This is a genomic window from Streptomyces sp. ALI-76-A (assembly GCF_030287445.1).
Taxonomy (GTDB): domain Bacteria; phylum Actinomycetota; class Actinomycetes; order Streptomycetales; family Streptomycetaceae; genus Streptomyces.
The window spans coordinates 4,600,354-4,625,173 of sequence record NZ_JASVWB010000002.1; the positions used below are offsets into that span (position 1 = coordinate 4,600,354).

Consider the following 24,820-nt stretch of genomic DNA (forward strand, 5'->3'; position numbering starts at 1 on the left):
TTCGCTTCAATAGCTCCCATACCTCTGATACACCGCAGCCACCAGAAAGGTTCCAGGTCCGGCCATGGCGCTCACGCTCTACGTCGACACCGCGCGCTGGCGGGCGCACCACAAGCACGTGCAGGAGCAGTTCCCGGGGCTCGTCCCGGTCTGCAAGGGCAACGGCTACGGCTTCGGACACGAGCGGCTGGCGGAGGAGGCCACGCGGCTGGGTTCGGACGTCCTCGCTGTCGGCACGACGTACGAGGCCGCGCGGATCAAGGACTGGTTCGGCGGTGACCTGCTGGTGCTGACGCCGTACCGGCGCGGCGAGGAGCCCGTCCCGCTGCCCGACCGGGTCGTCCGCTCGGTGTCGTCGATCGACGGTGTCTACGGCCTGGTGGGTGCCCGCGTGGTGATCGAGGTGATGTCCTCGATGAAGCGCCACGGCATCAGCGAGCAGGACCTGTCCCAGTTGCACGCCGCCATAGAGAACGTCCGCCTGGAGGGCTTCGCCATCCACCTGCCGCTGGACCGCACCGACGGCTCGGACGCCGTCGAGGAGGTCATCGGCTGGATGGACCGGTTGCGTGCGGCCCGGCTGCCGCTGCACACGATGTTCGTCAGCCACCTCAAGGCCGAGGACCTCGCCCGGCTCCAGCAGCAGTTCCCGCAGACGCGCTTCCGCGCCCGGATCGGCACGCGGCTGTGGCTCGGCGACCACGAGGCCACCGAGTACCGCGGCGCCGTCCTGGACGTGACGCGGGTGGCCAAGGGCGAGCGCTTCGGCTACCGGCAGCAGAAGGCGGCCTCGGACGGCTACCTGGTGGTCGTGGCGGGCGGTACGTCGCACGGGGTGGGCCTGGAGGCCCCCAAGGCGCTGCACGGCGTCATGCCGCGCGCCAAGGGCGTCGCCCGGGCCGGCCTCGCCACGGTCAACCGGAACCTTTCTCCGTTCGTCTGGGGCGGCAAGCAGCGCTGGTTCGCGGAGCCGCCGCACATGCAGGTCTCGATCCTGTTCGTGCCGACCGACGCCCCGGAGCCGAAGGTGGGCGAGGAGCTGGTGGCCCATCTGCGGCACACCACCACGCAGTTCGACCGGATCGTCGACCGCTGAGTCCCCTCGGACACTGAAAGGCCGTACACGGAATTCGTGTACGGCCTTGTCGCGTGGGTCACCCACATCACCCCAAGGGGCGTTCGCTCACAGCGAACGGTCCCCAGAGGGATCAGTGGAGGCGGGATCGGTGGAGGCGGGATCCGTGGCGGAGTTCTCTCGCCGGCCGCCCCACTCGACCTGGTGCCCTTCGAAGTGGGCCGCGTGCCTCGCCGGCCGTGCGGCGGGACCGAACACGAAGACGTCCCGCGCGCCGTCGAGCACGCCCCCCGAGGGGTCGTCGTCACCGGCCCGGCGCACCACGTCCCGGTCGGGCCTGAGGATGTCGCGTACGACCACCGCGCACAGGTACAGCGTGCCCAGCAGGTGCAGGGCGATCGCCCAGTGGTAGCCGTCGGCCGGCAGCCCCTTGCGGGCGTCTCCGCTGGTCGTGTAGGCGAGGTACATCCAGATGCCCAGGAAGTAGGCGACCTCGCACGCCTGCCAGATCAGGAAGTCCCGCCACTTCGGCCGGGCCAGCGCGGCCAGCGGCACCAGCCACAGGACGTACTGCGGTGAATAGACCTTGTTGGTCAGGATGAACGCCGCGACGATCAGGAACGCCAGCTGGGCGAAGCGCGGACGGCGAGGAGCGGTCAGCGCAAGGGCTGCGGTACCGGCGCAGCACAGCAGCACCAGCAGCATCGCCATGGTGTTGACGGAGTCGGTGCTGGGCGGGTTGCTCGAGTTCTGGGCCCAGATCAGCCAGAAGGAACCGAAGTCGACGCCCCGCTCCTGACTGAACGTGTAGAACTTCGACCAGCCTTCGAAGGCGAAGAGCATCACCGGCAGATTCACCACCAGCCAGGCGACGGCCGCGCCCGCCAGTGCCGTGCCGAACTCCCGCCACTTGCCCGCCCGCCAGCACAGCACGAACAGCGGGCCGAGCAGCAGGAAGGGATACAGCTTGGCGGCCGTGGCAAGCCCCAACAGGACGCCGAAGGCGAGGGCGCGGCCCCGCGACCACATCAGCATCGCGGCGGCCGTCAGAGCGACCGCCAGCAGGTCCCAGTTGATGGTGGCCGTCAGCGCCGCCGCGGGCGCCAGAGCGACCAGCAGGGCGTCCCAGGGGCGCCGTGCGTGCGTCCGGGTCACGCAGACGGCGATGACGGCGACGCACACCATCAGCATTCCCGCGTTGACCATCCAGTACCACTGTTCCTGGTCCTGGATGCTGCCGCTGCCCGGTGTCAGCCACGAGGCGACCTCCATGAACACACCGGTGAGCACCGGGTACTCGAGGTACTGCATGTCACCGGGCAGCTTGTCGAAGTACGGGACGAGCCCATCTGCGAAGCCCCGCCCCTGGTAGAGGTGCGGGATGTCCGAGTAGCACGCGTGCGTGTACTGCGAACTGGCCCCGTAGAACCAGGCACCGTTGTAGCAGGGCGCCTTCTGGACCAGGCCTAGGGCGAACACGCCGATCGCCACCAGCGCGATCACTCGGACGGGAGTCCACCAGGACGTCCCGAGCAGGGCGCGCCGCCCCAGGGGGCCGCCGATCAGCTCGCTGCCGGCTGCGGCGATCGCGTCGTCCTTCGTCGGCCGTACCGGGTCCGGCTCGTGCACGCTCGCTTGCGTCGATTCTGCGCTGGGCATGGGGGACATCCTGCCGTACGGCCCGGGAGTACCGAGGGCCGTCGCACCCGGGAGTACGCCGAGGGCCGTCGCACCTGGGGGTGCGACGGCCCATGTTTCACGTGAAACACCCGCAAGGGGCGATATGGCGACTAACCGGCTGGGCCGCCGAAGAAGCCCCCATTGCCATTCCCTCTGCTGTTTCCGGACTCGGAGATCGAAGGTGTGGGCGAGATGCCATCGCCGCCCCCTTCGGTGCCGCCGGTCTCCGATCCGCCGGTGTCGTCGTCGGGGCACTGGAACTCGAACTGGCAGGACTCGGACGGCGACGGCGACGGCGACGGGGAGGCGGTCACCGACTCGCTGGGCGTCGGACTCGGGGTCGGGGTGGTCTCCTCCTCGGTCTCACTGAAGGTGGGGGTGGGCGTTGGGGTCGGGAAGTCGTTGACGATCTTGCCGATGGGCTCCGGCTCCGGGAAGTCCTTGGCCGGCGTGCCTTTCAGCGCCTGCTCCATGTAGTCGTGCCAGATCTCGGCCGGGAACGAGGCACCGTGGATCTCCTTCTCGCCACCCGTTCCGTACATCTCCAGGAACTCGCGGTTCTTCTTGGTCTCGTCGTCGTCCAGCCGGAACATGCTGATCGAGGTGGACAGCTGCGGGGTGTAGCCGACGAACCAGGCGGACTTGTTGCCATCGGTGGTACCGGTCTTGCCCGCCACTTCACGGCCGGTCAGCTGGGCGTTGGTGCCGGTGCCTTCCTCGACCACGGTCTTGAGCACGTCCGTGACGTTGTCGGCGACCTTTTCCTCGAACGCCTGCTTGGTCTGCGTCTCGTGCGTGAAGACCGGGCCGTCCTTGCTGGTGACCTTCTCGACGGAGAACGGAGCGCGCTGCTTGCCGCTGGCGGCGAAGGTGGCGTAAGCACCCGCCATGCGGATCGCGCTGGGGTCGGAGATACCGATGGAGAAGGACGGGAAGCTCGTGCCGGTCAGGCTGTCCTCGAGAATGCCCGCGTCCTCGGCCGACTCCTTCACCTTGTCCAGACCGACATCCATGCCGAGCTGGACGAAGGCGGAGTTCACGGACTCCCTCATCGCCTCACGAAGGTCGATCTTGTAGTCCGGTGGGGAGCCGTACGACTTCTTGCCGTCGTTCTCCTGGAGCCACTCCTTGCCCTTCTCGTTCTTCCAGACCGTCCCGTCGTAGTTCTTGATCTTGAAGTTGTTCTCGCCGCTGTACAGGCTCTTCGGGCTGACCTTGGTGCGCTCGTCCTGTGCCTGGACCGCTTCCAGGTCCTTGTCCCGGACGCCCCACTTCATCGCCGCGGCGAGCACGAACGGCTTGAAGGTCGAACCGACCTGGGCACCGGTCGCGTCGGCGTTGTTGGTGAAGTGCTTGGTCGCGTCCTCACCGCCGTAGATGGCCTTGATGGCGCCGGTTGCGGGATCCACGGAAGCCCCGCCGAACTGGACGTACTTGTCCGTGTCCGGGCGCTCATCGGGCTTGATGTTCGCCTTGTAGACCTTCTGGACGGCCTTCTCGAGTTCGCCGACCTTCTTCTTGTCGAACGTCGTGTAGATCGAGTACCCGCCCTGCTGCAACTGCTCGGCGGTGATCTGCGTGTTGTTGATCAGATACGCCTTGGCGAGGTCGACGAGGTAACCGACCTGGCCGCTCAACTCGTTGTTCGCGCGCGGGTTCTGCGACTTGGGCAGCGCCGTGTACTTGGCGCGCTCCGTGGCGTTCAGATGTCCGTACTCGACCATCTTGTCGAGGGTGTCCTGCATCTGCGTCAGGGCACGCCTGCTGTTGTCCTTGGGCGTCGCGGCCGTGTCGATGGATGTCGCGCCCGCGGGGTCGTAGTAGGTGGCGCCCTTCAGCATCGCCGCCAGGAAGGCGCACTCGCCCGCGTTCAGTTTGACGGCTTCCTTGTTGAAGTACGCGCGCGCGGCCGCCTGGATCCCGTACGCCCCGCGACCGTAGTACGCGGAGTTCAGGTAGCCCGCCATGATCTCGTCCTTGGAGACCGTGGCACCGACCTTGACCGAGACGAAGATCTCCTTGAACTTACGGGAGACCGTCTGCGACTGGTCGTTCAGCATCGCGTTCTTCACGTACTGCTGGGTGATGGTGGAACCACCCTGCGTCTGACCGCCCCTGGCCATGTTGAGCACGGCGCGGCCGATGCCCTTCGGGTCGATGCCGCTGTCGGTGTAGAACGTCTTGTTCTCCTGCGAGATGACGGCGTACCGCATGTCCTTGGGGATCTGCGCGAGGTTGATGATCTGCCGGTTGGTCTCACCACCCGTGGAGACCATCTCGCTGCCGTCGGCCCAGTAGAAGACGTTGTTCTGGGCCTTCGCGGTCTTGTCGATGTCGGGAACGTCCACCATGGCGTAGGCGAGGCCCGCGACGGCCACCATGCCCCCGAAGAACCCGATGAACAGGCCGGTCATCAGCTTCCATGACGGCACCCAGCGCGCCACGCCGTACTTGCCGGCGCGCGGGTAGTCGATGAGCCGGTCCTTGCCGGGTGCGGCCGGGAGTCCGCCCCCGGGACCGCTGGGGGCCCCACGGCGACCACGGCCGGTCGGTTCGGCCGCTCTGCGCCGGCCGCCGGTGTTTCTCTGCGCGGCCCGGCGGGCCTCGGCGCGGCTGGTGTACGCACGCTCCTCGCCGCCCGGACCATAGGAATCCGACTCGTGGGAACTCGCCCCATAGGAGTCGGAAGGAGACCCGGTGGCGCCTCGCGGTGCCGCACGGCGGCCGGAGGACGAGCCGGACTGGCCGCGTCGGGCCGCGGCACGTCCGCCTCCCTGCGGCGGCGGTTTGCGACGGTGCTCGCTCATCGAACGACTACTCCTCGGGCAGGCGCACCTTTGCGCGCCTGGAAACGGCGGCTGGTTTCCGGTCCCCCCGAAGTACGGATGCGGCCGGTTCCGCATTCACCCGTACCGCACCGGGGATGACGACGCCCCCCAGGGGTCTCTCGGTTCCCGGTGGTGTGCATGGCGCACAGACTACGCACCGTCAAAACCTGCCTAGCCCAGAAGTTCATCCCAAACCAGGCAACTTGCTTCCCATGAATCAGTGATGTGATCCCGTTCACCACCCCCGCTCTTGTCGCATCCGGAAGGTCGTTCTATCGTCATGATGTATCGAGTCGATACATCAGCTCGGCATAGAGACCGTCACGGCCGTCCGCGGCAGAGAGGAGGCGACCATGAGCCGGCGTGCCGGGATCCTTGAGTTCGCCGTCCTCGGCCTGCTCCGCGAGTCCCCGATGCACGGCTACGAGCTGCGCAAACGACTCAACACATCGCTGGGTGTGTTCCGTGCGTTCAGCTACGGGACCCTGTACCCCTGCCTCAAGACGCTGGTCGCCAACGGCTGGTTGATCGAAGAGCCGGGGAACACCTCCGAGGACGCCCTCGCCGCACCACTCGCAGGGCGTCGCGCCAAGATCGTCTATCGGTTGACGGCGGAAGGTAAGGAGCACTTCGAGGAGCTCCTCTCGCAGACCGGGCCCGACGCGTACGAGGACGAGCACTTCGCCGCTCGCTTCGCCTTCTTCGGACAGACCTCTCGTGATGTGCGCATGCGCGTCCTTGAGGGCCGCCGCAGCCGGCTCGAGGAACGGCTGGAGAAGATGCGCGCCTCCCTGGCGCGCACCCGGGAGCGCCTCGACGACTACACGCTTGAGCTCCAGCGCCACGGAATGGAGTCCGTGGAGCGCGAAGTGCGCTGGCTGAACGAGCTCATCGAGAGCGAGCGGGCGGGGCGTGACCTCAAGGGTTCCGCCACCGAGCCCGCTTCGCAGGACACCACATCTGGAGCGTCGGGCGATCTGCCCCGGCCGGGAGACACCTCCCGGCCGGATTCGCCCGACGACACCGCCACGTGAGCGCCCGTTCAGGGCCTCACTCGTACACACAGGGAGCAACCGGAATGGGTTCGGTTCGCGTAGCCGTCGTCGGCGTGGGCAACTGCGCCGCGTCGCTGGTGCAGGGAGTCGAGTACTACAAGGACGCCGACCCGGCGGCCAGGGTGCCCGGTCTGATGCATGTCCAGTTCGGCGAGTACCACGTCCGTGACGTCGAGTTCGTCGCCGCGTTCGACGTGGACGCCAAGAAGGTCGGCCTCGACCTCGCGGACGCGATCGGCGCCAGCGAGAACAACACCATCAAGATCTGCGACGTGCCGTCCACGGGCGTGACGGTCCAGCGCGGCCACACCCTGGACGGCCTCGGCAAGTACTACCGCGAGACCATCGAGGAGTCCGCCGAGGCCCCGGTCGACGTCGTCCAGGTCCTCAGGGACAAGCAGGTCGACGTCCTGGTCTGCTACCTGCCGGTCGGGTCCGAGGACGCGGCGAAGTTCTACGCCCAGTGCGCCATCGACGCCAAGGTCGCCTTCGTCAACGCCCTCCCCGTCTTCATCGCCGGCACCAAGGAGTGGGCGGACAAGTTCACCGAGGCGGGCGTGCCGATCGTCGGCGACGACATCAAGTCACAGGTCGGTGCCACCATCACGCACCGCGTCATGGCGAAGCTGTTCGAGGACCGCGGTGTCGTCCTGGACCGCACGATGCAGCTGAACGTCGGCGGCAACATGGACTTCAAGAACATGCTCGAGCGCGAGCGCCTGGAGTCCAAGAAGATCTCCAAGACGCAGGCCGTCACCTCCCAGATCCGCGACCGCGACATGGGCGCGGACAACGTCCACATCGGCCCGTCCGACTACGTCGCCTGGCTGGACGACCGCAAGTGGGCGTACGTCCGTCTCGAGGGCCGTGCCTTCGGTGACGTTCCGCTGAACCTGGAGTACAAGCTCGAGGTCTGGGACTCCCCGAACTCCGCCGGCGTCATCATCGACGCCCTGCGCGCCGCGAAGATCGCCAAGGACCGTGGCATCGGCGGCCCGATCCTGTCGGCGTCGTCGTACTTCATGAAGTCCCCGCCTGTCCAGTACTACGACGACGAGGCCCGCGAGAACGTCGAGAAGTTCATCGCCGGCGAGGTCGAGCGATAGGCCTCCGGTCCTGACGCGCTCGTCGAGGGTCCCCGGGGCATTCCTCCCGGGGACCCTCCCCTTATGTGAGGCTGAGCCCCATGTCCGTCGTGCGTGATCTGCGCGTCCTGCTCCGCTTCCGGAACTACCGACGTCTGCTGGCCGTACGCCTGCTCTCCCAGGGCGCCGACGGCGTCTACCAGATCGCGCTCGCCACCTACGTCGTCTTCTCGCCGGAGAGACAGACCTCGGCCCCCGCGATCGCCTCCGCGATGGCGGTCCTACTGCTCCCGTACTCCTTGGTGGGCCCCTTCGCCGGCGTCCTGCTGGACCGCTGGCGCCGCCGCCAGGTCTTCCTGTACGGCAATCTGCTCCGCGCCGCGATGGCCACGGCGACGGCCGTTCTGATGGTCAGCGACGTCCCCGACTGGCTCTTCTACGTCTCCGCGCTGTGCGTCACCGCCGTGAACCGTTTCGTCCTGTCCGGCCTGTCCGCCGCGCTGCCCCGCGTCGTCGACGCCGAGCGTCTGGTGATCGCCAACTCCCTCTCCCCGACCGCCGGGACACTCGCCGCGACCGCCGGAGGTGGCCTGGCCTTCCTCGTACGCCTGGTGCTCGCCGACTCCGACGCGGCCGTGGTCCTGCTGGGAGCCGGGCTGTACCTGTGCGGCGCGGCCGCCTCGCTGCGTATGGCACCGCAGCTGCTGGGACCCGACCCCGAGTCGGTGCGGCCTCGCCTTTCGGCGGCGCTCACCGGCACCGTCGGCGATCTACGGGCGGGCGTACGCCACCTCGCCGCTCCCTCACGCCGGGAGGCAGCCTGGGCACTCGGCGCCATGTCGCTGATGCGGTTCTGCTACGGCGCCCTGCTGGTCATGCTGCTGATGCTCTGCCGGTACACCCTGACCTCCGACCCCGACGACGGACTCGCCCTCCTGGGGCTGGCGTTGGGAATCTCCGGCGCCGGCTTCTTCACGGCGGCCGTCCTGACTCCCTGGGCGGCGAGCCGGCTCGGGCCGGGACGCTGGATCGTGGTGTGCGCTGCTTCCGCAGCGGTCCTGGAACTCGCTCTCGGCCTTCCCTTCGCCACCACGCCTCTGCTGGTCGCGGCGTTCCTCCTCGGACTCATCACCCAGGGCGCGAAGATCGCCACGGACACGATCGTGCAGTTCTCGGTCGACGACAGCTTCCGGGGACGGATCTTCTCCGTCTACGACGTCCTCTTCAACGTCGCCTTCGTCGGCGCCGCGGCCGTCGCCGCTCTGATGCTGCCGCCGGACGGCCGCTCGGCACCGCTGGTGCTCACGGTCGCCCTCATCTACGGAGCCGTCGGAGCAACGGGAGCGATGTTTCACGTGAAACATCGCCCCTCAGCACATCCGAGTTCACCTCTGCAGTGATCATGGGCATGTTTCACGTGAAACATCGCTCCCGTTTCACGGCTCTCAGCTCTGCTCGGCCCACCACTCCTTGAGTGCGGCGACCGCCTCGTCGTGCCTCATCGGCCCGTTCTCCAGCCGGAGTTCCAGCAGGTACTGGTACGCCCGACCGATCGCGGGACCAGGACCGACGCCGAGGATCTCCATGATCTGATTGCCGTCGAGATCCGGGCGGATGGCCTCCAGCTCCTCCTGTTCCTGGAGCTGGGCGATCCGGTCCTCCAGACCGTCGTACGCCTGGGAGAGCGCGGTCGCCTTGCGCTTGTTCCGTGTGGTGCAGTCCGACCGGGTCAGCTTGTGGAGGCGCTCCAGCAGGGGGCCCGCGTCCCGGACATAGCGACGGACCGCGGAGTCGGTCCACTCCCCGGTGCCGTACCCGTGGAAGCGCAGGTGCAGTTCGACCAGCCGCGAGACGTCCTTCACCAGTTCGTTGGAGTACTTCAACGCGGTCATGCGCTTCTTGGTCATCTTCGCCCCGACCACCTCGTGGTGGTGGAACGAGACCCTGCCGTCCCTCTCGAAACGACGGGTACGCGGCTTGCCGATGTCGTGCAGCAGCGCGGCCAGCCGGAGCGTGAGGTCGGGACCGTTCTTCTCCAGCGCGATCGCCTGCTCCAGAACGATCAACGAGTGCTCGTAGACGTCCTTGTGCCGGTGATGCTCGTCGCTCTCCAGACGCAGGGCCGGGAGTTCGGGCAGCACGTACTCGGCGAGCCCGGTGTCGACCAGCAGTGTCAGGCCCTTGCGCGGGTGCGTGGACAGGACCAGCTTGTTCAGCTCGTCCCGGACCCGCTCGGCCGAGACGATCTCGATGCGCCCGGCCATCTCCGTCATGGCCGTGACGACCTCGGGGGCGACCTCGAAATCGAGCTGGGCCGCGAAGCGCGCCGCTCGCATCATCCGCAGCGGATCGTCCGAGAAGGACTCCTCAGGGGTGCTCGGGGTACGCAGCACGCGCGCGGCGAGATCGTCCAGACCGCCGTGCGGGTCGATGAACTCCTTCTCCGGCAGTGCGACGGCCATCGCGTTCACGGTGAAGTCGCGCCGCACCAGGTCCTGCTCGATGGAGTCGCCGTACGACACCTCGGGCTTACGCGAAGTCCGGTCGTAGGCCTCCGAGCGGTAGGTGGTGACCTCGATCTGGTAGCCGTCCTTCTGCGCCCCGACCGTGCCGAAGGCGATCCCGACCTCCCACACGGCGTCCGCCCACGGCCGGACGATCTTCAGTACGTCGTCGGGGCGGGCGTCGGTCGTGAAGTCCAGGTCGTTGCCGAGCCGCCCGAGCAACGCGTCCCGGACCGAGCCGCCGACCAGGGCAAGCGAGAACCCGGCCTCCTGGAAACGGCGGGCGAGATCATCGGCGACCGGGGCGACCCGCAGCAGTTCACTCACCGCGCGGTGCTGCACCTGGCTCAGGGCACTGGAGGTGTCTTCGTTGGCGTTCGGCACAACAGAAAAGGGTACGTGGCCCGGGCGGCCACGAGCGCCTCCATTAAATGGGCACAAACCCTCCACCCGCCTCCGCACCGGATCTGTCGGCAGGCGGAACGGAAGCGGCCCCTTCATACATGCACATACGGGACAGCCCGTCGCTTCCTCCGATCTTGTGGCGCGGTCCGCGGCACTTCCCCTCAGCGCGCATCGTTACCATGCGTGGACGCACATTCCGACGACCACTGACGACGAGGGACGGGCGAGCGCGTGGCCGAGGCGGCAGACTTCAAGGGGACCAGTGCCTCACCTGCCCGCCGGTGGATGCGGCGCACCGGAGCCCTGCTCGCCGGCGCGCCCCTGCTGGCCGGACTGTTCCAGCTGCCCGCCGCCCCGCCCGCCCAGGCCGCCGACTCGGGCACCGTGTCCGTTGCCGTCGACACCCTCACCCCCAGCGTCCCCACCGACGGCGACACGCTCACCGTGTCCGGCACGGTGACCAACAACGGCAAGCAGGCCGTCACGCAAGCCCACGTGGGACTGCACGTGGGGCCGGAGCTGAACACCCGCTCGGCCATCGACCGCGCGGCCAGGAACAGCGGCGACACCCAGAGCGTCACCGGGTCGGAGATCGGCGGCACGTACGTCGAGAAGTTCTCCAAGCTCACACCGGGCGTCGCCGAGCCCTTCTCCATCTCGGTGCCGGTCGACGAGCTGGACCTCGGTGACAGCGGTGTCTATCCGTTCGCCGTGTCACTCTCCGGCGAGACGTCCGCCCAACCCTGGGAACAGGTGCTTGGCAGCCGGAGCACGTTCCTGCCGTGGCAGTCCGGCGAAGCCCGCACGAAGACCAGGACGACGTACCTGTGGCCTCTCGTCTCCACTCTCCACCTGACGGCGGAGACGGGATCGAACGAGCAGCAGACGCCGGTCTTCCTCAACGACGATCTCCTGAAGGAGCTCTCCCCGGGCGGCCGCCTGGACCAGATGCTGTCCCTGGGCAAGGACCTCGACGTCACCTGGGTGATCGACCCGGACCTGCTGGCCTCGGTCGACGCGATGACACGCACCTACCGCGTCAGAACCGGCAGCACCACGCGGACGGTCCCCCCTCAGGCGGTAGCCAAGCAATGGCTCGCCGAGTTGCAGGAGGCGGTGACGGACAACGAGGTCGTCGCCCTTCCCTTCGCCGATCCCGACCTCGCCTCCCTCGCGCACAACGGCACGGGCGTCACCGGCTCGCTCAGCCACCTCGACGAGGCGACCGATGTCGCCGCCACCACGGTGCGGACCGTGCTGCACGTGACGCCGAGCACCGACTTCGCCTGGCCGGTCGACGGTGCCGTGGACCCGTCGATCATGAAAGTCGCCACCTCCGCCGGCGCCGACAAGGTGATCGCGCGCAGCGACAGCCTCCAAGAGACGGGCAGCCTGACGTACACACCGTCCGCGGCCCGCCCCATCGGCGGCGGCACCACGGCGATCGTCGCGGACGCCCGGATGTCGACGGCGTTCCAGGGCGATCTCACGAGGGCCTCCTCCGCCACGCTCGCCGTCCAGCAGTTCCTCGCCCAGAGCCTCGCCCTCACCCTCCAGACGGGCAAGCAGCGCAGCGTCGTCGTCGCTCCGCAGCGCATGCCCTCGGCACGCCAGGCCCAGGCGATGGCTGAGGCGCTGACGGCGGTGCAGAGCGGGAACTGGTCCGAGCCCCAGGACCTCACGGCGGCCGCCGCCGCCAAGCCGGACCCCGAGGCCACCACGACGGTGCCGGCGGCCTCCAGGTACCCCTCCTCGTTGCGCAAGCAGGAACTGACGCGGACGGCCTTCCAGGAGATCGCCACCACGCAGGACAAGCTCGACAAGTTCAAGGTGGTCCTCAGCGACCAGTCCCGGGTGGTGACCCCCTTCGGGCGGGCCATGAACCGCGAGATGTCCACGACCTGGCGCGGCCGCGCCATGGAGGCGACCAGCTTCCGCTCAGACGTGGAGACGTACCTCGACGAACTGGCCGACCAGGTCATGCTGATCGACAAGTCCGACACCAAGCTCTCCGGGCGCAGCGCCACGATCCCGGTGACCGTGCAGAACAACCTGGTACAGGGCGTGGACCGCCTGGTGCTGCGGCTCACCTCGCTGAGCCCGAAGCGCCTGGAGATCGGCGGCGAGACCTACTCCGAGCAGCCGGTCGAGGTCTCCGGCGGCCACAGCCAGACGGTGAAGTTCACCACGACGGCCAAGGTCAACGGCCAGGCCACGGTGATCGCCCAGCTGTACACGGAGGACGGCCGGGCGTACGGCGAGCCCGTCACCTTCGACGTGAAGGTCACCGAGTTCACCGCCAACGTCATGCTGGTCATCGGCGGCGGATTCCTCCTGCTCGTCCTCGCCGGCTTCCGGATGTACACCCAGCGCAAGCGCGCGGCCGCCCGCGCGGCCGAGGAGGACGGCCTCGACGGGACAGGCGAGGCCGTGGATCTCCCGGAGACCTCCGAGGGCACCGACGACCGTCTCCCCGCGGAGTCCGGCATCCGCTCCCGGGCGGACGACCCGGAGCAGCCGAGTGACCCGGCACCGGACACCCCAGCGGAAAGCGCGGACCCGTCCGGCACGGGTGAGAGAGTGGACCGTTGAGGATGTCGTGGCCGGTGGGCCCGGGACGATGAGGTGGGGTAACCATGAACGCGCCGTACGACGGTGACCGCGGCCGGGCCGCGGGCAGCTCGGGCGACCCCGAGGGCCCGCCGCCCGAGCACGGCCAGGTGCCGCCGCAGCCCCCCGCCGACATGTACCTCCAGGACGCCTACGACCAGGACCCCTACCGGGCCCAGGACCTCTATGCCCAGGACCCGATCGCCGAGGCGCTGTACGACCGCGCCTCGCATCCCCCGCCGCCCCCGGGCACGTACCAGCCGCAGCAGCCGCTGTACGTCCAGCCGCCCCAGTCGCCGTACGCCCCCGACCCGCGCGTGTGGGCGCAGACCCCGGCGCCCGAGCCGGACGGCCCGACGCAGTACCTGCCGTACGGCGACGACCCTCGCACCACCCAGTTCGTGGGCGTCGACGACCTGGTGACCCAGGCGGGCGAGGAGCGCCACGAACCGGACGCGTTCGCGCATCTCTTCCGGGACCAGCAGCAGGGCAGCGGGCACCCGTCGTACGAGCAGCAGCCGTCGGTGCCGGGTCCGGCAGCGGCCCCGGGGGAGCGGGTGCCGGCGCCGCAGTACCAGGCCCCGCCTTCCTTGCCCACGGACGACCAGACCATGAACCTCGCCGCCACGCCCGCCGCGCCTCCGGCGCCCGCGGTCAAGAAGGGCGGGCGGGCATCCGGCCTGCTGAAGTCGAGCGCCGTGATGGCGGCCGGCACGATGGTCTCCCGCCTCACCGGCTTCATCCGCTCCGCGCTGATCGTCTCGGCGCTCGGCGTCGGTCTGCTCGGTGACACCTTCCAGGTCGCCTACCAGCTACCGACGATGATCTACATCCTGACCGTCGGCGGCGGCCTCAACTCCGTCTTCGTGCCGCAGCTCGTGCGTGCCATGAAGGAGGACGAGGACGGCGGCGAGGCGTACGCAAACCGGCTGCTGACGTTGGTGATGGTGGCGCTCGGCGCACTCACCGTCCTCTCCGTCCTCGGCGCACCGATCCTGATCCGTCTGCTGTCCGACTCGGTCGCCGGCAACCCGGCGGCCAACGAGGTCGGCATCACTTTCGTCCGCTACTTCCTGCCCTCGATCTTCTTCATGGGCATCCACGTGGTGATGGGTCAGATCCTCAACGCGCGCGGGAAGTTCGGCGCGATGATGTGGACGCCCGTCCTGAACAACATCGTCATCATCGTGACGCTCGGCATGTTCATGTGGGTGTACGGCACCGCGGCCGACTCCGGCATGAAGGTCACGACCATCCCGGCGGAGGGCCAGCGGCTCCTCGGCATCGGCATCCTGCTCGGCCTCGTGGTGCAGGCGCTGGCGATGATCCCGTACCTGCGCGAGACCGGCTTCCGGCTGCGGCTGCGCTTCGACTGGAAGGGCCACGGCCTCGGCAAGGCCGTCACGCTCGCCAAGTGGACCGTCCTGTTCGTCCTCGCCAACCAGGCCGGCGCGATCGTCGTCTCGCAGCTGTCCACCGCCGCGGGCACCGACTCGCCCGTCGACGGCACCGGCTTCGCCGCCTACGCCAACGCCCAGCTGATCTGGGGCCTGCCGCAGGCCATCATCACCGTCTCCCTGATGGCCGCCCTGCTGCCGCGGCTGTCCCGCTCCGCGGCCGAGGGCGACTCCGGCGCCGTGCGCGACGACATCTCCCAGGGCCTGCGGACCACCGCCGTCGCGATCGTGCCCATCGCCTTCGGCTTCGTGTCGCTGGGCATCCCGATGTGCACGCTGATCTTCGGCTCCTCGGGCACCAGCGAGGCCACGAACATGGGATTCATGCTGATGGCCTTCGGCCTCGGCCTGATCCCCTACTCCGTGCAGTACGTCGTCCTGCGCGCCTTCTACGCCTACGAGGACACCCGCACCCCCTTCTACAACACGGTGATCGTGGCCGTGGTCAACGCCAGTGCGTCGGCCCTGTGCTACTTCGTCCTCCCGGCCCGGTGGGCCGTGGTGGGCATGTCGGCCTCGTACGGCCTCGCCTACGCGATCGGTGTCGGTGTCGCCTGGAACCGGCTGCGCAAGCGGCTGGGCGGTGACCTGGACGGCAATCGCGTCCTGCGGACGTACGCCAGGCTGTGCATCGCCGCGGTGCCGGCGGCCCTGCTCAGCGGCGCGGCCTGCTACGGCATCGGCAACTCGCTCGGCCAGGGCGTCGTCGGATCCTTCGCCGCCCTGATCGCAGGCGGTGCGGTACTGCTCGGAATCTTCTTCGTGGCCGCCCGCCGCATGCGCATCGAGGAGCTGAACTCACTGGTCGGCATGGTGCGGGGGCGCCTGGGGCGCTGAGGGACGGGTAAGCGCACAACCATCGTCTGCCACCGCGTGTCGTGCATAGCGGCGGACTGTGGGCACAATTGGTCTCGGCGTCGTACGGCGCGCCATGGATGGGGAGGCAGGGAACGACGGTGGCGGAACGGAGCACGGCTGCCGTCGACGTGGCAGACAACAGTGGTGACGAGCCGCTGACCGCCAAGGCGGACCAGTCCACGGCCGACGGGGTGGCCAAGAACCGGGAGCGGGACACGGAAGACGTCGAGGCACAGGGGAGCGGCGGGACCCAGGGTCCCGAAAAGGCCTCACCGCCCGAACTGCACAGCGGTCACAAGCTCGCCAGACGCTACCGTCTTGAGGAGTGCGTCACCCGTCTGGACGGGTTCAGCAGCTGGCGGGCCGTGGACGAGAAACTGCGGCGCGCCGTCGGCGTCCACATCCTGCCCGCGGACCACGCGCGAGCCCGTTCCGTTCTGGCGGCGGCACGCTCCTCCGCGCTGCTCGGCGACCCCCGTTTCGTCCAGGTCCTCGACGCCGTCGAGGAGAACGACCTCGTCTACGTCGTCCACGAGTGGCTGCCCGACGCCACGGAACTGACCACACTGCTGGCCCCCGGCCCGCTGGAGGTGTACGACGCCTACCAGATGGTCAGTCAGATCGCCTCCGCCATGGCCGCCGCCCACCGCGAAGGCCTGGCGCACCTGCGCCTGAACCCGAACGCCGTCCTGCGCACCTCGAGCGGCCAGTGGCGCATCCGCGGCCTCGCCGTGAACGCCGCACTGCGCGGCGCCACCTCCGACACCCCGCAGCGGACCGACACGGAGGCGATCGGCGCCCTGCTGTACGCGGCGCTCACCCAGCGCTGGCCGTACGAGAGCGACGCCTACGGCCTGTCCGGACTTCCCAAGGACGTCGGGCTCATCGCCCCCGACCAGGTGCGTGCGGGCGTCCACCGTGGTCTGTCCGAACTCTCCATGCGGGCCCTCGCCAACGACGGCGCCACCGCCTCCCGCCACGAGACCCCGTGCACCACGCCCGAGGAACTGGTGAAGGCGATCGGTGAGATGCCCCGCATCCGCCCGCCGGAGCCGTCCTTCACCGCCCCGCCGGACTACCAGCGCACGACGTACCAGCAGGGGACCTACGGCCGGGGGCCGGCGCACCCGGGCATCACGCAGTCCGTGCCCACGCCGCCGCCTCCGCTGCAGAGCCGCACCGGCAAGGCATTGAAGTGGGCGGTGTCGGCCCTCCTCATCGCCGCGCTGGGGCTGGGCAGCTGGCAGCTGGCGGACGCCCTGATGGACCAGGGCAACAAGGCGGACGACACCGGCAACACGCAGACGACCGACGAGGACGACAAGAACAGCACCGCTCCCAAGCCGGTCAAGACGCTCAGCATCCGGGGGGCCCAGGAATATGTGGCCACGGGCCAGGCCCAGCACCCGGCGGACGTCGGCAAGACGTACGACAGCGACAGCTCGACGTACTGGCGCACCGCCAGCTACAAAGACGGTCCCACCATGAACCCGGCTTTCAAGCCCGGTGTCGGCATCGTCTACGACCTCGGCTCGGAGGAGGAGGTCTCGACCGCTTCGATAGGGCTCCTGTTCGGCGGAGACCACACCAAGGTCACGCTGTACGCGACGGACTCCATGAGTTCGTCCGTCCCCCTGACGTCGATGACCAAGCTGGGATCCGTGAAGACGACGGGTACCACCGCCAAGGTGTCGGTCGCCAAGCCGGTGAAGAGCCGGTACGTGCTCGTGTGGTTCACCGCCCTGCCGTACGCGCCGGGCGACACCTACAGCAACTCCGGCTACAAGCAGGCCATAACAGACCTCAAGTTCACAGGCTGAGCGGGTCGTCAGGGGAGGGGGTCCGATGGCAGAGGGCACCGCGTACGGCGACGTAAGCGATCAGGACCTCCTGGCCCGCCATGTGGAGGGTGACCCCGACGCGTTCGGTGAGCTCGTGCGCCGCCACCGCGACCGGCTCTGGGCCGTCGCCCTGCGGACACTGGGGGACCGCGAGGAGGCCGCCGACGCCGTCCAGGACGCCCTCGTTTCGGCATACCGGGCCGCCCACACCTTCCGTGGCCAGTCGGCCGTCACGACCTGGCTGCACCGGATCACGGTGAACGCCTGCCTTGACCGAGCCCGCAAGGCGGCCTCCCGGAAGACGTCTCCGGTCGACGACACCGAGCGCCTGGAACAGTTGCTGGAGCCGCACGAGTCGGCCTCGGCTCCCGCGGAGCGCAATGACCTCCACCGGCAGCTCCTGGAGGCGCTCGGCACCCTCCCGCCCGACCAGCGAGCCGCCCTCGTCCTGGTGGACATGCAGGGTTATCCGGTCGCGGAAGCCGCCCGGATGCTCGACGTGCCCACCGGAACCGTGAAGAGCCGCTGCGCTCGCGGCCGAGCCAGACTCCTGCCCCTCCTCACCCATCTGCGGCCGGAAAGAGCCGGGGACGGCAGAGAAGGGGGCGCCGGGCGGAACCGGTCGCAGGGGACATCCGTCCCACCCGCAGCGGGACCGCGTGAGGCAGGTCCCCCGGAACCAGGGCCAAGCGATTCAGCTGCCGTGAAGGGCGGAGGTGGGCGAGCGTGACATCGACGACAGACACGTCCGGGCACCCGGACGTCGCGGAGATCTCCGACCTCACCGAAGGCCTGCTCCCACCGTCCCGGACCGCGGACATACGGCGGCATATGGCCGAGTGCGCGGTCTGCGCGGACGTCCTCACCTCGCTGGAGGAGATCCGAGGGCTGCTCGGCACACTGCCGGGCCCCGTGAGCATGCCCGCCGATGTCGCCGGCCGGATCGATGCCGCCCTCGCGGCGGAGGCCCTGCTGAACGCCACCGCACCGGTTGCCGACCATGCGCAAGCACCGGCCGGCCCGACGGTTCAGTCCGCGTCCGCCACGGACTCGGACCCTGCACACCAGAACAGCACGGAGTCCGATGACGCTGAGCGTGTTTCACGTGAAACATCGACGTCTGCAGACCGTCCGTCAGGGCGTCCCCGTGCCACGACCACGGGCCCCGGTCGCAAGGAACGCAGGAAGAGTGACAAGCGCAGGGCCGCCGTCCTGGGTGCTGTGTTCACCGTCGCGGCTCTGGGGTTCGGATCCGTGCTGCTGTCCTCCATGAACGATGGCAAGCCGTCCGAGACAGGAGGGCAGCAGTCCACCTCCGCGGACACGTTCTCGGAGGAGAAGCTGGAGAAGCAGGTCTCCGATCTCCTTGCCACGAGCCAGAGCGCGGGGAGCGGATCCCGCCCCCGGAGCAGCCTGGGCGCGGAGTCCTTCCCCGGTAGCAACGAGCCCAAGATCCTTCAGGACACCACCCCGGTGCCCGCCTGCGTTCAGAAGGGCATCGGCCGCAGCGGCTCCGCGCTCGCGACCGAGCCCGGTATCTACCGGGGGACGGACGCACTGCTCGTCGTGCTGCCCGACGCGTCCGACGCCACCCGCGTCACGGCCTACATCATGGACTCGACCTGTGTGACCGACCCGTCCGTCGGCAAGGCCGAGGTTCTGCTGAAGCAGACCTACGCGAAGTCCTGACCGCACGGTCTTGGTCTTGGTCTTCGTCTTCGTCTTCGTTCGGCCTGCGTGGTATCCCCTACGGTGTCGCCTCTCCGTGTGCCCGGACACAGCGGGAATGCGGGACCCTTAGGATCCGTTGGGTGGGGTGAGAGTTCCGAGAGGAACTCCCCCGGTCGTACGCCGCAGTCCAGAGACGAGGAATCAAGCCGTGACCGACGTCCGTAACGTGATCATCATCGGCTCAGGGCCCGCCGGCTACACGGCGGCGCTGTACACCGCGCGCGCGTCGCTGAAGCCGCTGGTGTTCGAGGGCGCCGTCACCGCGGGTGGTGCGCTCATGAACACCACCGAGGTGGAGAACTTCCCCGGGTTCCAGGACGGCATCATGGGTCCCGAGCTCATGGACAACATGCGGGCCCAGGCCGAGCGCTTCGGCGCCGAGCTCATCCCGGATGACATCGTCAACGTCGACCTGACCGGGGAGATCAAGACCGTCACCGACACCGCGGGCACGGTGCACAGGGCGAAGGCCGTCATCGTCACCACCGGCTCGCAGCACCGCAAGCTCGGCCTGCCGAACGAGGACGCTCTCTCCGGCCGCGGCGTCTCCTGGTGTGCCACCTGTGACGGCTTCTTCTTCAAGGACCAGGACATCGCCGTGATCGGCGGCGGCGACACCGCGATGGAGGAAGCCACCTTCCTCTCCCGCTTCGCCAAGTCCGTGACGATTGTCCACCGCCGTGACACCCTGCGCGCCTCCAAGGCGATGCAGGACCGCGCGTTCGCCGACCCGAAGATCAAGTTCGTGTGGGACAGCGAGGTCGCGGAGATCCAGGGCGACCAGAAGCTCGCGAGTCTGAAGCTGCGCAATCTGAAGACCGGCGAGCTCTCGGACCTTCCGGTGACCGGTCTGTTCATCGCGATCGGCCACGACCCGCGCACCGAACTCTTCAAGGGACAACTGGAGCTGGACGAGGAGGGCTATCTGAAGGTGGACGCGCCCTCCACCCGGACGAACCTGTCCGGCGTCTTCGGCGCAGGTGACGTGGTCGACCACACCTACCGCCAGGCCATCACCGCGGCCGGCACCGGATGCGCCGCCGCCCTCGACGCTGAGCGCTTCCTCGCCGCTCTCGCGGACGAGGAGAAGGCGGAGCCCGAGAAGACCGCTGTCTGACCTTCACCCACCACCCCACGCACCAACCAGTTAAGGAGCCCGCCGTGGCCGGCACCCTGAAGAATGTGACCGACGATTCCTTCGAGCAGGACGTCCTCAAGAGCGACAAGCCCGTCCTGGTGGACTTCTGGGCTGCCTGGTGCGGCCCGTGCCGCCAGATCGCTCCGTCCCTCGAGGCGATCGCCGCCGAGTACGGCGACAAGATCGAGGTCGTCAAGCTGAACATCGACGAGAACCCGGGTACGGCCGCCAAGTACGGCGTCATGTCCATCCCGACGCTGAACGTCTACCAGGGTGGCGAGGTCGCCAAGACCATCGTCGGCGCGAAGCCGAAGGCCGCGATCGTCCGCGACCTCGAGGACTTCATCGCCGAGTGACGTTTCACGTGAAACACCAGAGGGCCGGCCCGCAAGGGCTGGCCCTCTCTCGTCACAGGGGCCGCAGCGCCGGCTCCTTCTGCACAGCTCCCAACAGCCGGTCGAGCGCCATCTCCACGTCTTCCTTCCAGGAGAGTGTCGTCCGCAACTCCAGACGCAGACGTGGATACGTCGGATGGGGCCGGACCGTCTTGAAGCCCACCGCCAGCAGATGGTCGGCGGGCAGCAGACAGGCGGGTTCCTTCCAGCGCGCGTCCCCGAAGGCCTCGATCGCCTTGAAGCCACGCCGCAGCAGATCCTTCGCGACCGTCTGGACCATCACACGTCCCAGCCCCTGGCCCTGGTAGCCCGGCATGATGAACGCGGTCATCAGCTGTACCGCGTCGGGCGAGACAGGGCTCGTGGGAAACGCCGTCGCGCGGGGGACATAGGCCGGAGGAGCGTAGAGCACGAAGCCCACCGGTACGTCGTCGACGTACACGACCCTTCCGCAGGACCCCCAGTCCAGCAGGACGGCGGAAATCCAGGCTTCCTTCTCCAGAGCGGGCGTTCCGGCCTTTACCGCGGCCTCACCACTGACGGGGTCGAGTTCCCAGAAGACACACGTGCGACAGCGCTGGGGAAGGTCCTGAAGGTTGTCCAGCGTGAGCGGTACGAGCCGACGCCCCATGAAGCCTGATCCTCGCTTCCTTCGCCCGCCACGTCGCGGGCGGCCGTCAGAGCACTCCGTTCCCTGAGCAGACTGCCGACGAAGCCGCCGATCACGCCCAGTCCCAGGCCTGCGCTCACCAGTCCGGTCCGGCTCACCGTTCGCATAGCCCCTGCCTCTCCCCTCAGAGGTGCTGCCGGGTGGATGCGCCATACCCGAACGCATCGTATCCACGATGCGATTCCACCGACACCGCCTCATGGCAAAGGGCGGGTCGTGTCCGATATCCGTCGGCCACGGCCCGCCCTGTCACCGCTCCAGCATCCCCGCGCTCCGGGGGCCGGCCGATCAGTCCTCTGTCTCCTCGGACGCGCTCTCCAGGAGGCTCTTCTGGAGAGCCAGCTTCTCGCCCGGAGCGAGGGTGCTGAGGATCCGCTCAAGATCCTCCGGGGAGGCGAACTCGACGGTGATCCTGCCCTTCTTCTGGCCCAGCTCGACCTTCACACGCGTCTCGAAACGGTCCGAGAGGCGGGTCGCGAGGTCGCTCAGCGCGGGTGCGACCCGCGCGCCGGCCCGAGGCCCCTTGGAGCGCTGGGCCCTCTGGGGACGCGAGCCCATAAGGGTCACGATCTCCTCGACGGCCCGCACCGAGAGGCCCTCCGCCACGATGCGATGGGCCAGCCGGTCCTGCTCCTCAGAGTCCTCGACGGAGAGCAGCGCCCGGGCGTGTCCTGCCGAGAGCACTCCGGCGGCCACGCGCTTCTGTACGGTGGACGAGAGCTTCAGCAGACGCAGGGTGTTGGAGACCTGCGGGCGGGACCGACCGATACGGTCCGCCAGCTGGTCATGCGTGCAGTTGAAGTCCTTCAGCAGCTGGTCGTAGGCGGCTGCCTCTTCCAGCGGGTTCAGCTGGGCCCGATGAAGGTTCTCCAGCAGGGCGTCCAGGAGCAGCTTGTCGTCGTCCGTGGCCCGGACGATCGCCGGAATCGCCTCCAGCCCCGCCTCACGGCAGGCCCGCCAGCGCCGCTCACCCATGATGAGTTCATAGCGCGCGGGGCCGAGCTGCCGGACGACGACGGGCTGGAGGAGACCGACCTCCTTGATGGAGGTGACGAGCTCCTGAAGCGCGTCCTCGTCGAAAACCTCACGGGGCTGGCGCGGATTCGGCTTGATGGAGTCGAGGGGGAGCTCCGCGAAGTGGGCGCCCATGGGAGAAGCGGGCATCTCCGTGGCGCCGCGCGCCGACGGCTCCTCGGTTTCATGTGAAACAGGCGGCAGCGTGGCCACCTTCGCCGCGGCCACTCCGCGGTCGCCGGTCAGTACCGGGACTGCTGCCGGGGACGTCGAAGCAATGCCCCCCACCGTGGCCGGAGTCACCTGCTTCTCCGTCGGGGCAGCAGGGATCAGTGCGCCGAGACCACGACCCAAACCCCTCCGTCGCTCGCTCACTGGATCCCCTCCACCATGCTCGGGTCGCTCTGTGCGCCGATGTGCGCGTGTGTCGCGTCATAGGAGACGCCGACACCCTTCAGCGCGATTTCTCGTGCCGCCTCAAGATAGGACAGGGCACCGCTCGATCCTGGATCATAGGTCAGCACGGTCTGTCCGTAGCTCGGCGCCTCGGAGATGCGGACCGAGCGGGGAATGCTCGTCCGCAGCACCTCCTCGCCGAAGTGACTGCGTACCTCGTCCGCGACCTGGGACGCGAGGCGTGTCCGGCCGTCGTACATGGTGAGCAGGATGGTCGACACATGCAAGGTGGGGTTGAGGTGGCCCCGCACCAGGTCGACGTTGCGCAGCAGCTGCCCCAGTCCTTCCAGCGCGTAGTACTCGCACTGAATCGGGATCAGGACCTCCTGGCCCGCCACCAGCGCGTTGACAGTCAGGAGACCGAGCGAGGGCGGACAGTCGATGAGGATGTAGTCCAGCGGCTGCTCGTAGGCCTGGATCGCTCGCTGGAGCCGGCTCTCCCGAGCCACCAGCGACACCAGCTCGATCTCCGCACCGGCGAGATCGATGGTGGCGGGGGCGCAGAAGAGCCCCTCGACATCGGAGACCGGCTGGACGACGTCGGAGAGCGGCCTGCTGTCGACCAGGACGTCGTAGATGGACGGGACTTCGGCGTGATGGTCGATTCCCAGCGCGGTGGACGCGTTGCCCTGCGGGTCAAGGTCGACCACCAGTACACGGGCACCATGCAGCGCCAGCGAAGCGGCAAGGTTGACGGTCGTCGTCGTCTTGCCCACTCCACCCTTCTGGTTAGCGACCACCATGATCCGGGTCTGCTCAGGACGCGGCAGACCCTCGCCGGCACGGCCCAGAGCCTCTACCGCCAGTTGGGCAGCACGACCGATCGGAGTGTCGTCCATCGGAGGCGGTGTTTCACGTGAAACATCCTCCCCCATCGACTCGGTACGGGGACCGGGGACCGGATCGGTCATCGGTCCCGCGATGTTGGCGTCGGACCGCAAGGATTCACTCTCCTCGACTTCAGGCTCGCAATGAACAGAGCCTCCCATGTCTTCGGGGTCGTGAACCAGTGAGGCCTGTTGTTCTGTGGAGAAATCCACCTCTGTGGACAACTCCGCACCCTCTCCGAGTGAACCGAGAGGCTTCCGGTCGCGGGGTTCGGCCGCAGCCCGGCCCCGGCTGATGATGCCGTGCAGCAGTGAGCGACGTTTCACGTGAAACACGATGCACAGCAAATCAGGCCGAACTGTCGCGACACTCCGGCATGTACAGGTATGGCAGCTTGTGTGGAGTACGTCTCATCGTCAGGACGGTCAGTGACTCCGACACCCCAGGCAGCTCATCCGCGACGTCGGCGCGCCCGGCCCGTCCGGGCGGCCTTGGCCCGCTTCGCCGCGAACCGCACGCCACCCGGGCTCTCGCCGACCTCCACCCGGACAACTGTGGACAGCGGATCCACCACACCCTCACCGACATGCAGGACGGACGTCTCCACGGCCCCCAGCTTGCTCAGGGCGGTCGCCGCGGTCTTGAGCTCCTCCTCGGCGGTGTCGCCCTTGAGCGCGAGCATCTCCCCGTACGGGCGCAGCAGCGGAATGCCCCAGGCGGCCAGGCGGTCCAGCGGGGCCACCGCCCGCGCCGTCACCACATGGACGGGTGTGAGCTTCCCCATGACCTCCTCGGCCCGGCCACGGACAACCGTCACATGATCCAGGCCGAGCAGTTCCACGACCTCCGTGAGAAACGTGGTGCGCCGCAGCAGGGGCTCCAGCAGCGTGATCTTCAGATCCTCCCGGACGAGCGCCAGGGGGATGCCGGGCAGACCGGCGCCGGAGCCGACATCGCACACCGTCACACCCTCGGGCACGACCTCCGAGAGCACCGCGCAGTTCAGCAGGTGCCGCTCCCACAGCCGGGGCACCTCACGCGGTCCGATCAGACCGCGCTGCACACCCGCCTCGGCGAGCAGCTCCGCGTAGCGGACCGCGTCCGCGAAGCGATCACCGAACACCTCGCGCGCCTGCTCGGGCACGGGGGGAAGCTCAGCTGCCTCCGTCACGGGGACCGTCCTTCCGTAT

Annotated in this window: 18 protein-coding genes; 11 read left to right on the plus strand and 7 right to left on the minus strand. The window is 68.5% G+C overall.

Features of this window, described 5'->3' with window-relative positions:
• Positions 1-64 precede the first annotated feature (64 nt).
• Complete coding sequence (locus QQS16_RS21510) at positions 65-1,096, plus strand: alanine racemase (protein ID WP_286063473.1); 1,032 nt, start codon at positions 65-67, stop codon at positions 1,094-1,096.
• A gap of 87 nt (positions 1,097-1,183) precedes the next feature.
• Here QQS16_RS21510 and QQS16_RS21515 read toward each other — a convergent pair whose 3' ends face one another.
• Both QQS16_RS21515 and QQS16_RS21520 read right to left on the minus strand, forming a co-directional pair.
• A complete protein-coding gene (locus QQS16_RS21515) occupies positions 1,184-2,743 on the minus strand; it encodes a glycosyltransferase family 87 protein (protein WP_286063474.1) in 1,560 nt (519 codons plus the stop codon).
• Between the two features lie 122 nt (positions 2,744-2,865).
• Entirely contained in the window at positions 2,866-5,562 is a 2,697-nt protein-coding gene (locus QQS16_RS21520; RefSeq protein ID WP_286063475.1) for a transglycosylase domain-containing protein, read from the minus strand.
• Positions 5,563-5,936: 374 nt separating this feature from the next.
• Between QQS16_RS21520 and QQS16_RS21525 the strand changes: the two genes are divergently transcribed.
• The 3 genes from QQS16_RS21525 to QQS16_RS21535 all read left to right on the plus strand — a co-directional run bounded on the left by QQS16_RS21525 (position 5,937) and on the right by QQS16_RS21535 (position 9,123).
• A complete protein-coding gene (locus QQS16_RS21525) occupies positions 5,937-6,617 on the plus strand; it encodes a PadR family transcriptional regulator (RefSeq protein WP_286063476.1) in 681 nt (226 codons plus the stop codon).
• A 44-nt stretch (positions 6,618-6,661) separates the two neighbouring features.
• On the plus strand, positions 6,662-7,744 hold the full coding sequence (locus QQS16_RS21530; protein WP_286063477.1) for an inositol-3-phosphate synthase: 1,083 nt from the start codon (positions 6,662-6,664) through the stop codon (positions 7,742-7,744).
• An 80-nt stretch (positions 7,745-7,824) separates the two neighbouring features.
• Positions 7,825-9,123 carry an MFS transporter gene (locus QQS16_RS21535; protein ID WP_286063478.1) on the plus strand — a complete coding sequence of 433 codons (1,299 nt, stop codon included), beginning with the start codon at positions 7,825-7,827 and terminating at the stop codon, positions 9,121-9,123.
• Between the two features lie 45 nt (positions 9,124-9,168).
• On the opposite strand, the gene QQS16_RS21540 is transcribed toward QQS16_RS21535, so the two are convergent.
• Positions 9,169-10,611 (minus strand): CCA tRNA nucleotidyltransferase, encoded by a 1,443-nt coding sequence (locus tag QQS16_RS21540; RefSeq protein ID WP_286063479.1) that lies wholly within the window; start codon positions 10,609-10,611, stop codon positions 9,169-9,171.
• A 252-nt stretch (positions 10,612-10,863) separates the two neighbouring features.
• Between QQS16_RS21540 and QQS16_RS21545 the strand changes: the two genes are divergently transcribed.
• The 7 genes from QQS16_RS21545 (at position 10,864) to trxA (ending at position 20,623) form a co-directional block, all read left to right on the plus strand.
• Complete coding sequence (locus tag QQS16_RS21545) at positions 10,864-13,224, plus strand: DUF6049 family protein (protein WP_286063480.1); 2,361 nt, start codon at positions 10,864-10,866, stop codon at positions 13,222-13,224.
• Positions 13,225-13,268: 44 nt separating this feature from the next.
• Complete coding sequence (murJ, locus tag QQS16_RS21550) at positions 13,269-15,536, plus strand: murein biosynthesis integral membrane protein MurJ (RefSeq protein WP_286063481.1); 2,268 nt, start codon at positions 13,269-13,271, stop codon at positions 15,534-15,536.
• Positions 15,537-15,655: 119 nt separating this feature from the next.
• Positions 15,656-17,377 (plus strand): protein kinase family protein, encoded by a 1,722-nt coding sequence (locus QQS16_RS21555; RefSeq protein ID WP_286063482.1) that lies wholly within the window; start codon positions 15,656-15,658, stop codon positions 17,375-17,377.
• 25 nt (positions 17,378-17,402) lie between these two features.
• Complete coding sequence (sigM, locus tag QQS16_RS21560; RefSeq protein WP_286063483.1) at positions 17,403-18,128, plus strand: RNA polymerase sigma factor SigM; 726 nt, start codon at positions 17,403-17,405, stop codon at positions 18,126-18,128.
• Positions 18,125-19,087, plus strand: coding sequence for an RsmA family anti-sigma factor (locus QQS16_RS21565; RefSeq protein WP_286063484.1), 963 nt, complete (start codon positions 18,125-18,127; stop codon positions 19,085-19,087). Before sigM ends, QQS16_RS21565 begins: the two co-directional genes overlap by 4 nt.
• A gap of 190 nt (positions 19,088-19,277) precedes the next feature.
• Complete coding sequence (trxB, locus tag QQS16_RS21570) at positions 19,278-20,246, plus strand: thioredoxin-disulfide reductase (protein ID WP_286063485.1); 969 nt, start codon at positions 19,278-19,280, stop codon at positions 20,244-20,246.
• Positions 20,247-20,290: 44 nt separating this feature from the next.
• Positions 20,291-20,623: a thioredoxin gene (trxA, locus tag QQS16_RS21575; protein WP_003991504.1), complete on the plus strand. Its 333-nt coding sequence runs from the start codon at positions 20,291-20,293 to the stop codon at positions 20,621-20,623.
• 52 nt (positions 20,624-20,675) lie between these two features.
• Here trxA and QQS16_RS21580 read toward each other — a convergent pair whose 3' ends face one another.
• From QQS16_RS21580 to rsmG, 4 genes are all read right to left on the minus strand, one after another.
• The gene (locus QQS16_RS21580) at positions 20,676-21,293 is read right to left on the minus strand and encodes a GNAT family N-acetyltransferase (protein WP_286063486.1); all 618 of its coding nucleotides are present in this window, start codon (positions 21,291-21,293) and stop codon (positions 20,676-20,678) included.
• A 327-nt stretch (positions 21,294-21,620) separates the two neighbouring features.
• The gene (locus QQS16_RS21585) at positions 21,621-22,721 is read right to left on the minus strand and encodes a ParB/RepB/Spo0J family partition protein (RefSeq protein WP_286063487.1); all 1,101 of its coding nucleotides are present in this window, start codon (positions 22,719-22,721) and stop codon (positions 21,621-21,623) included.
• Positions 22,718-23,791, minus strand: a complete 1,074-nt coding sequence (locus QQS16_RS21590; RefSeq protein WP_286066402.1) for a ParA family protein — start codon at positions 23,789-23,791, stop codon at positions 22,718-22,720. Before QQS16_RS21590 ends, QQS16_RS21585 begins: the two co-directional genes overlap by 4 nt.
• Positions 23,792-24,081: 290 nt before the next feature.
• Entirely contained in the window at positions 24,082-24,801 is a 720-nt protein-coding gene (rsmG, locus tag QQS16_RS21595) for a 16S rRNA (guanine(527)-N(7))-methyltransferase RsmG (protein ID WP_286063488.1), read from the minus strand.
• Between the last annotated feature and the right edge of the window lie 19 nt (positions 24,802-24,820).

Excerpts from the sequence above, each read along its gene's own strand:
- QQS16_RS21515 (WP_286063474.1), bottom strand. The coding sequence starts at position 2,743 with ATGTCCCCCATGCCCAGCGCAGAATCGACGCAAGCGAGCGTGCACGAG.
- QQS16_RS21590 (WP_286066402.1), bottom strand. The coding sequence starts at position 23,791 with ATGGGAGGCTCTGTTCATTGCGAGCCTGAAGTCGAGGAGAGTGAATCC.
- murJ (WP_286063481.1), top strand. The coding sequence starts at position 13,269 with ATGAACGCGCCGTACGACGGTGACCGCGGCCGGGCCGCGGGCAGCTCG.
- QQS16_RS21535 (WP_286063478.1), top strand. The coding sequence starts at position 7,825 with ATGTCCGTCGTGCGTGATCTGCGCGTCCTGCTCCGCTTCCGGAACTAC.
- QQS16_RS21530 (WP_286063477.1), top strand. The coding sequence starts at position 6,662 with ATGGGTTCGGTTCGCGTAGCCGTCGTCGGCGTGGGCAACTGCGCCGCG.
- QQS16_RS21580 (WP_286063486.1), bottom strand. The coding sequence starts at position 21,293 with ATGGGGCGTCGGCTCGTACCGCTCACGCTGGACAACCTTCAGGACCTT.
- QQS16_RS21525 (WP_286063476.1), top strand. The coding sequence starts at position 5,937 with ATGAGCCGGCGTGCCGGGATCCTTGAGTTCGCCGTCCTCGGCCTGCTC.
- sigM (WP_286063483.1), top strand. The coding sequence starts at position 17,403 with ATGGCAGAGGGCACCGCGTACGGCGACGTAAGCGATCAGGACCTCCTG.
- QQS16_RS21510 (WP_286063473.1), top strand. The coding sequence starts at position 65 with ATGGCGCTCACGCTCTACGTCGACACCGCGCGCTGGCGGGCGCACCAC.
- QQS16_RS21520 (WP_286063475.1), bottom strand. The coding sequence starts at position 5,562 with ATGAGCGAGCACCGTCGCAAACCGCCGCCGCAGGGAGGCGGACGTGCC.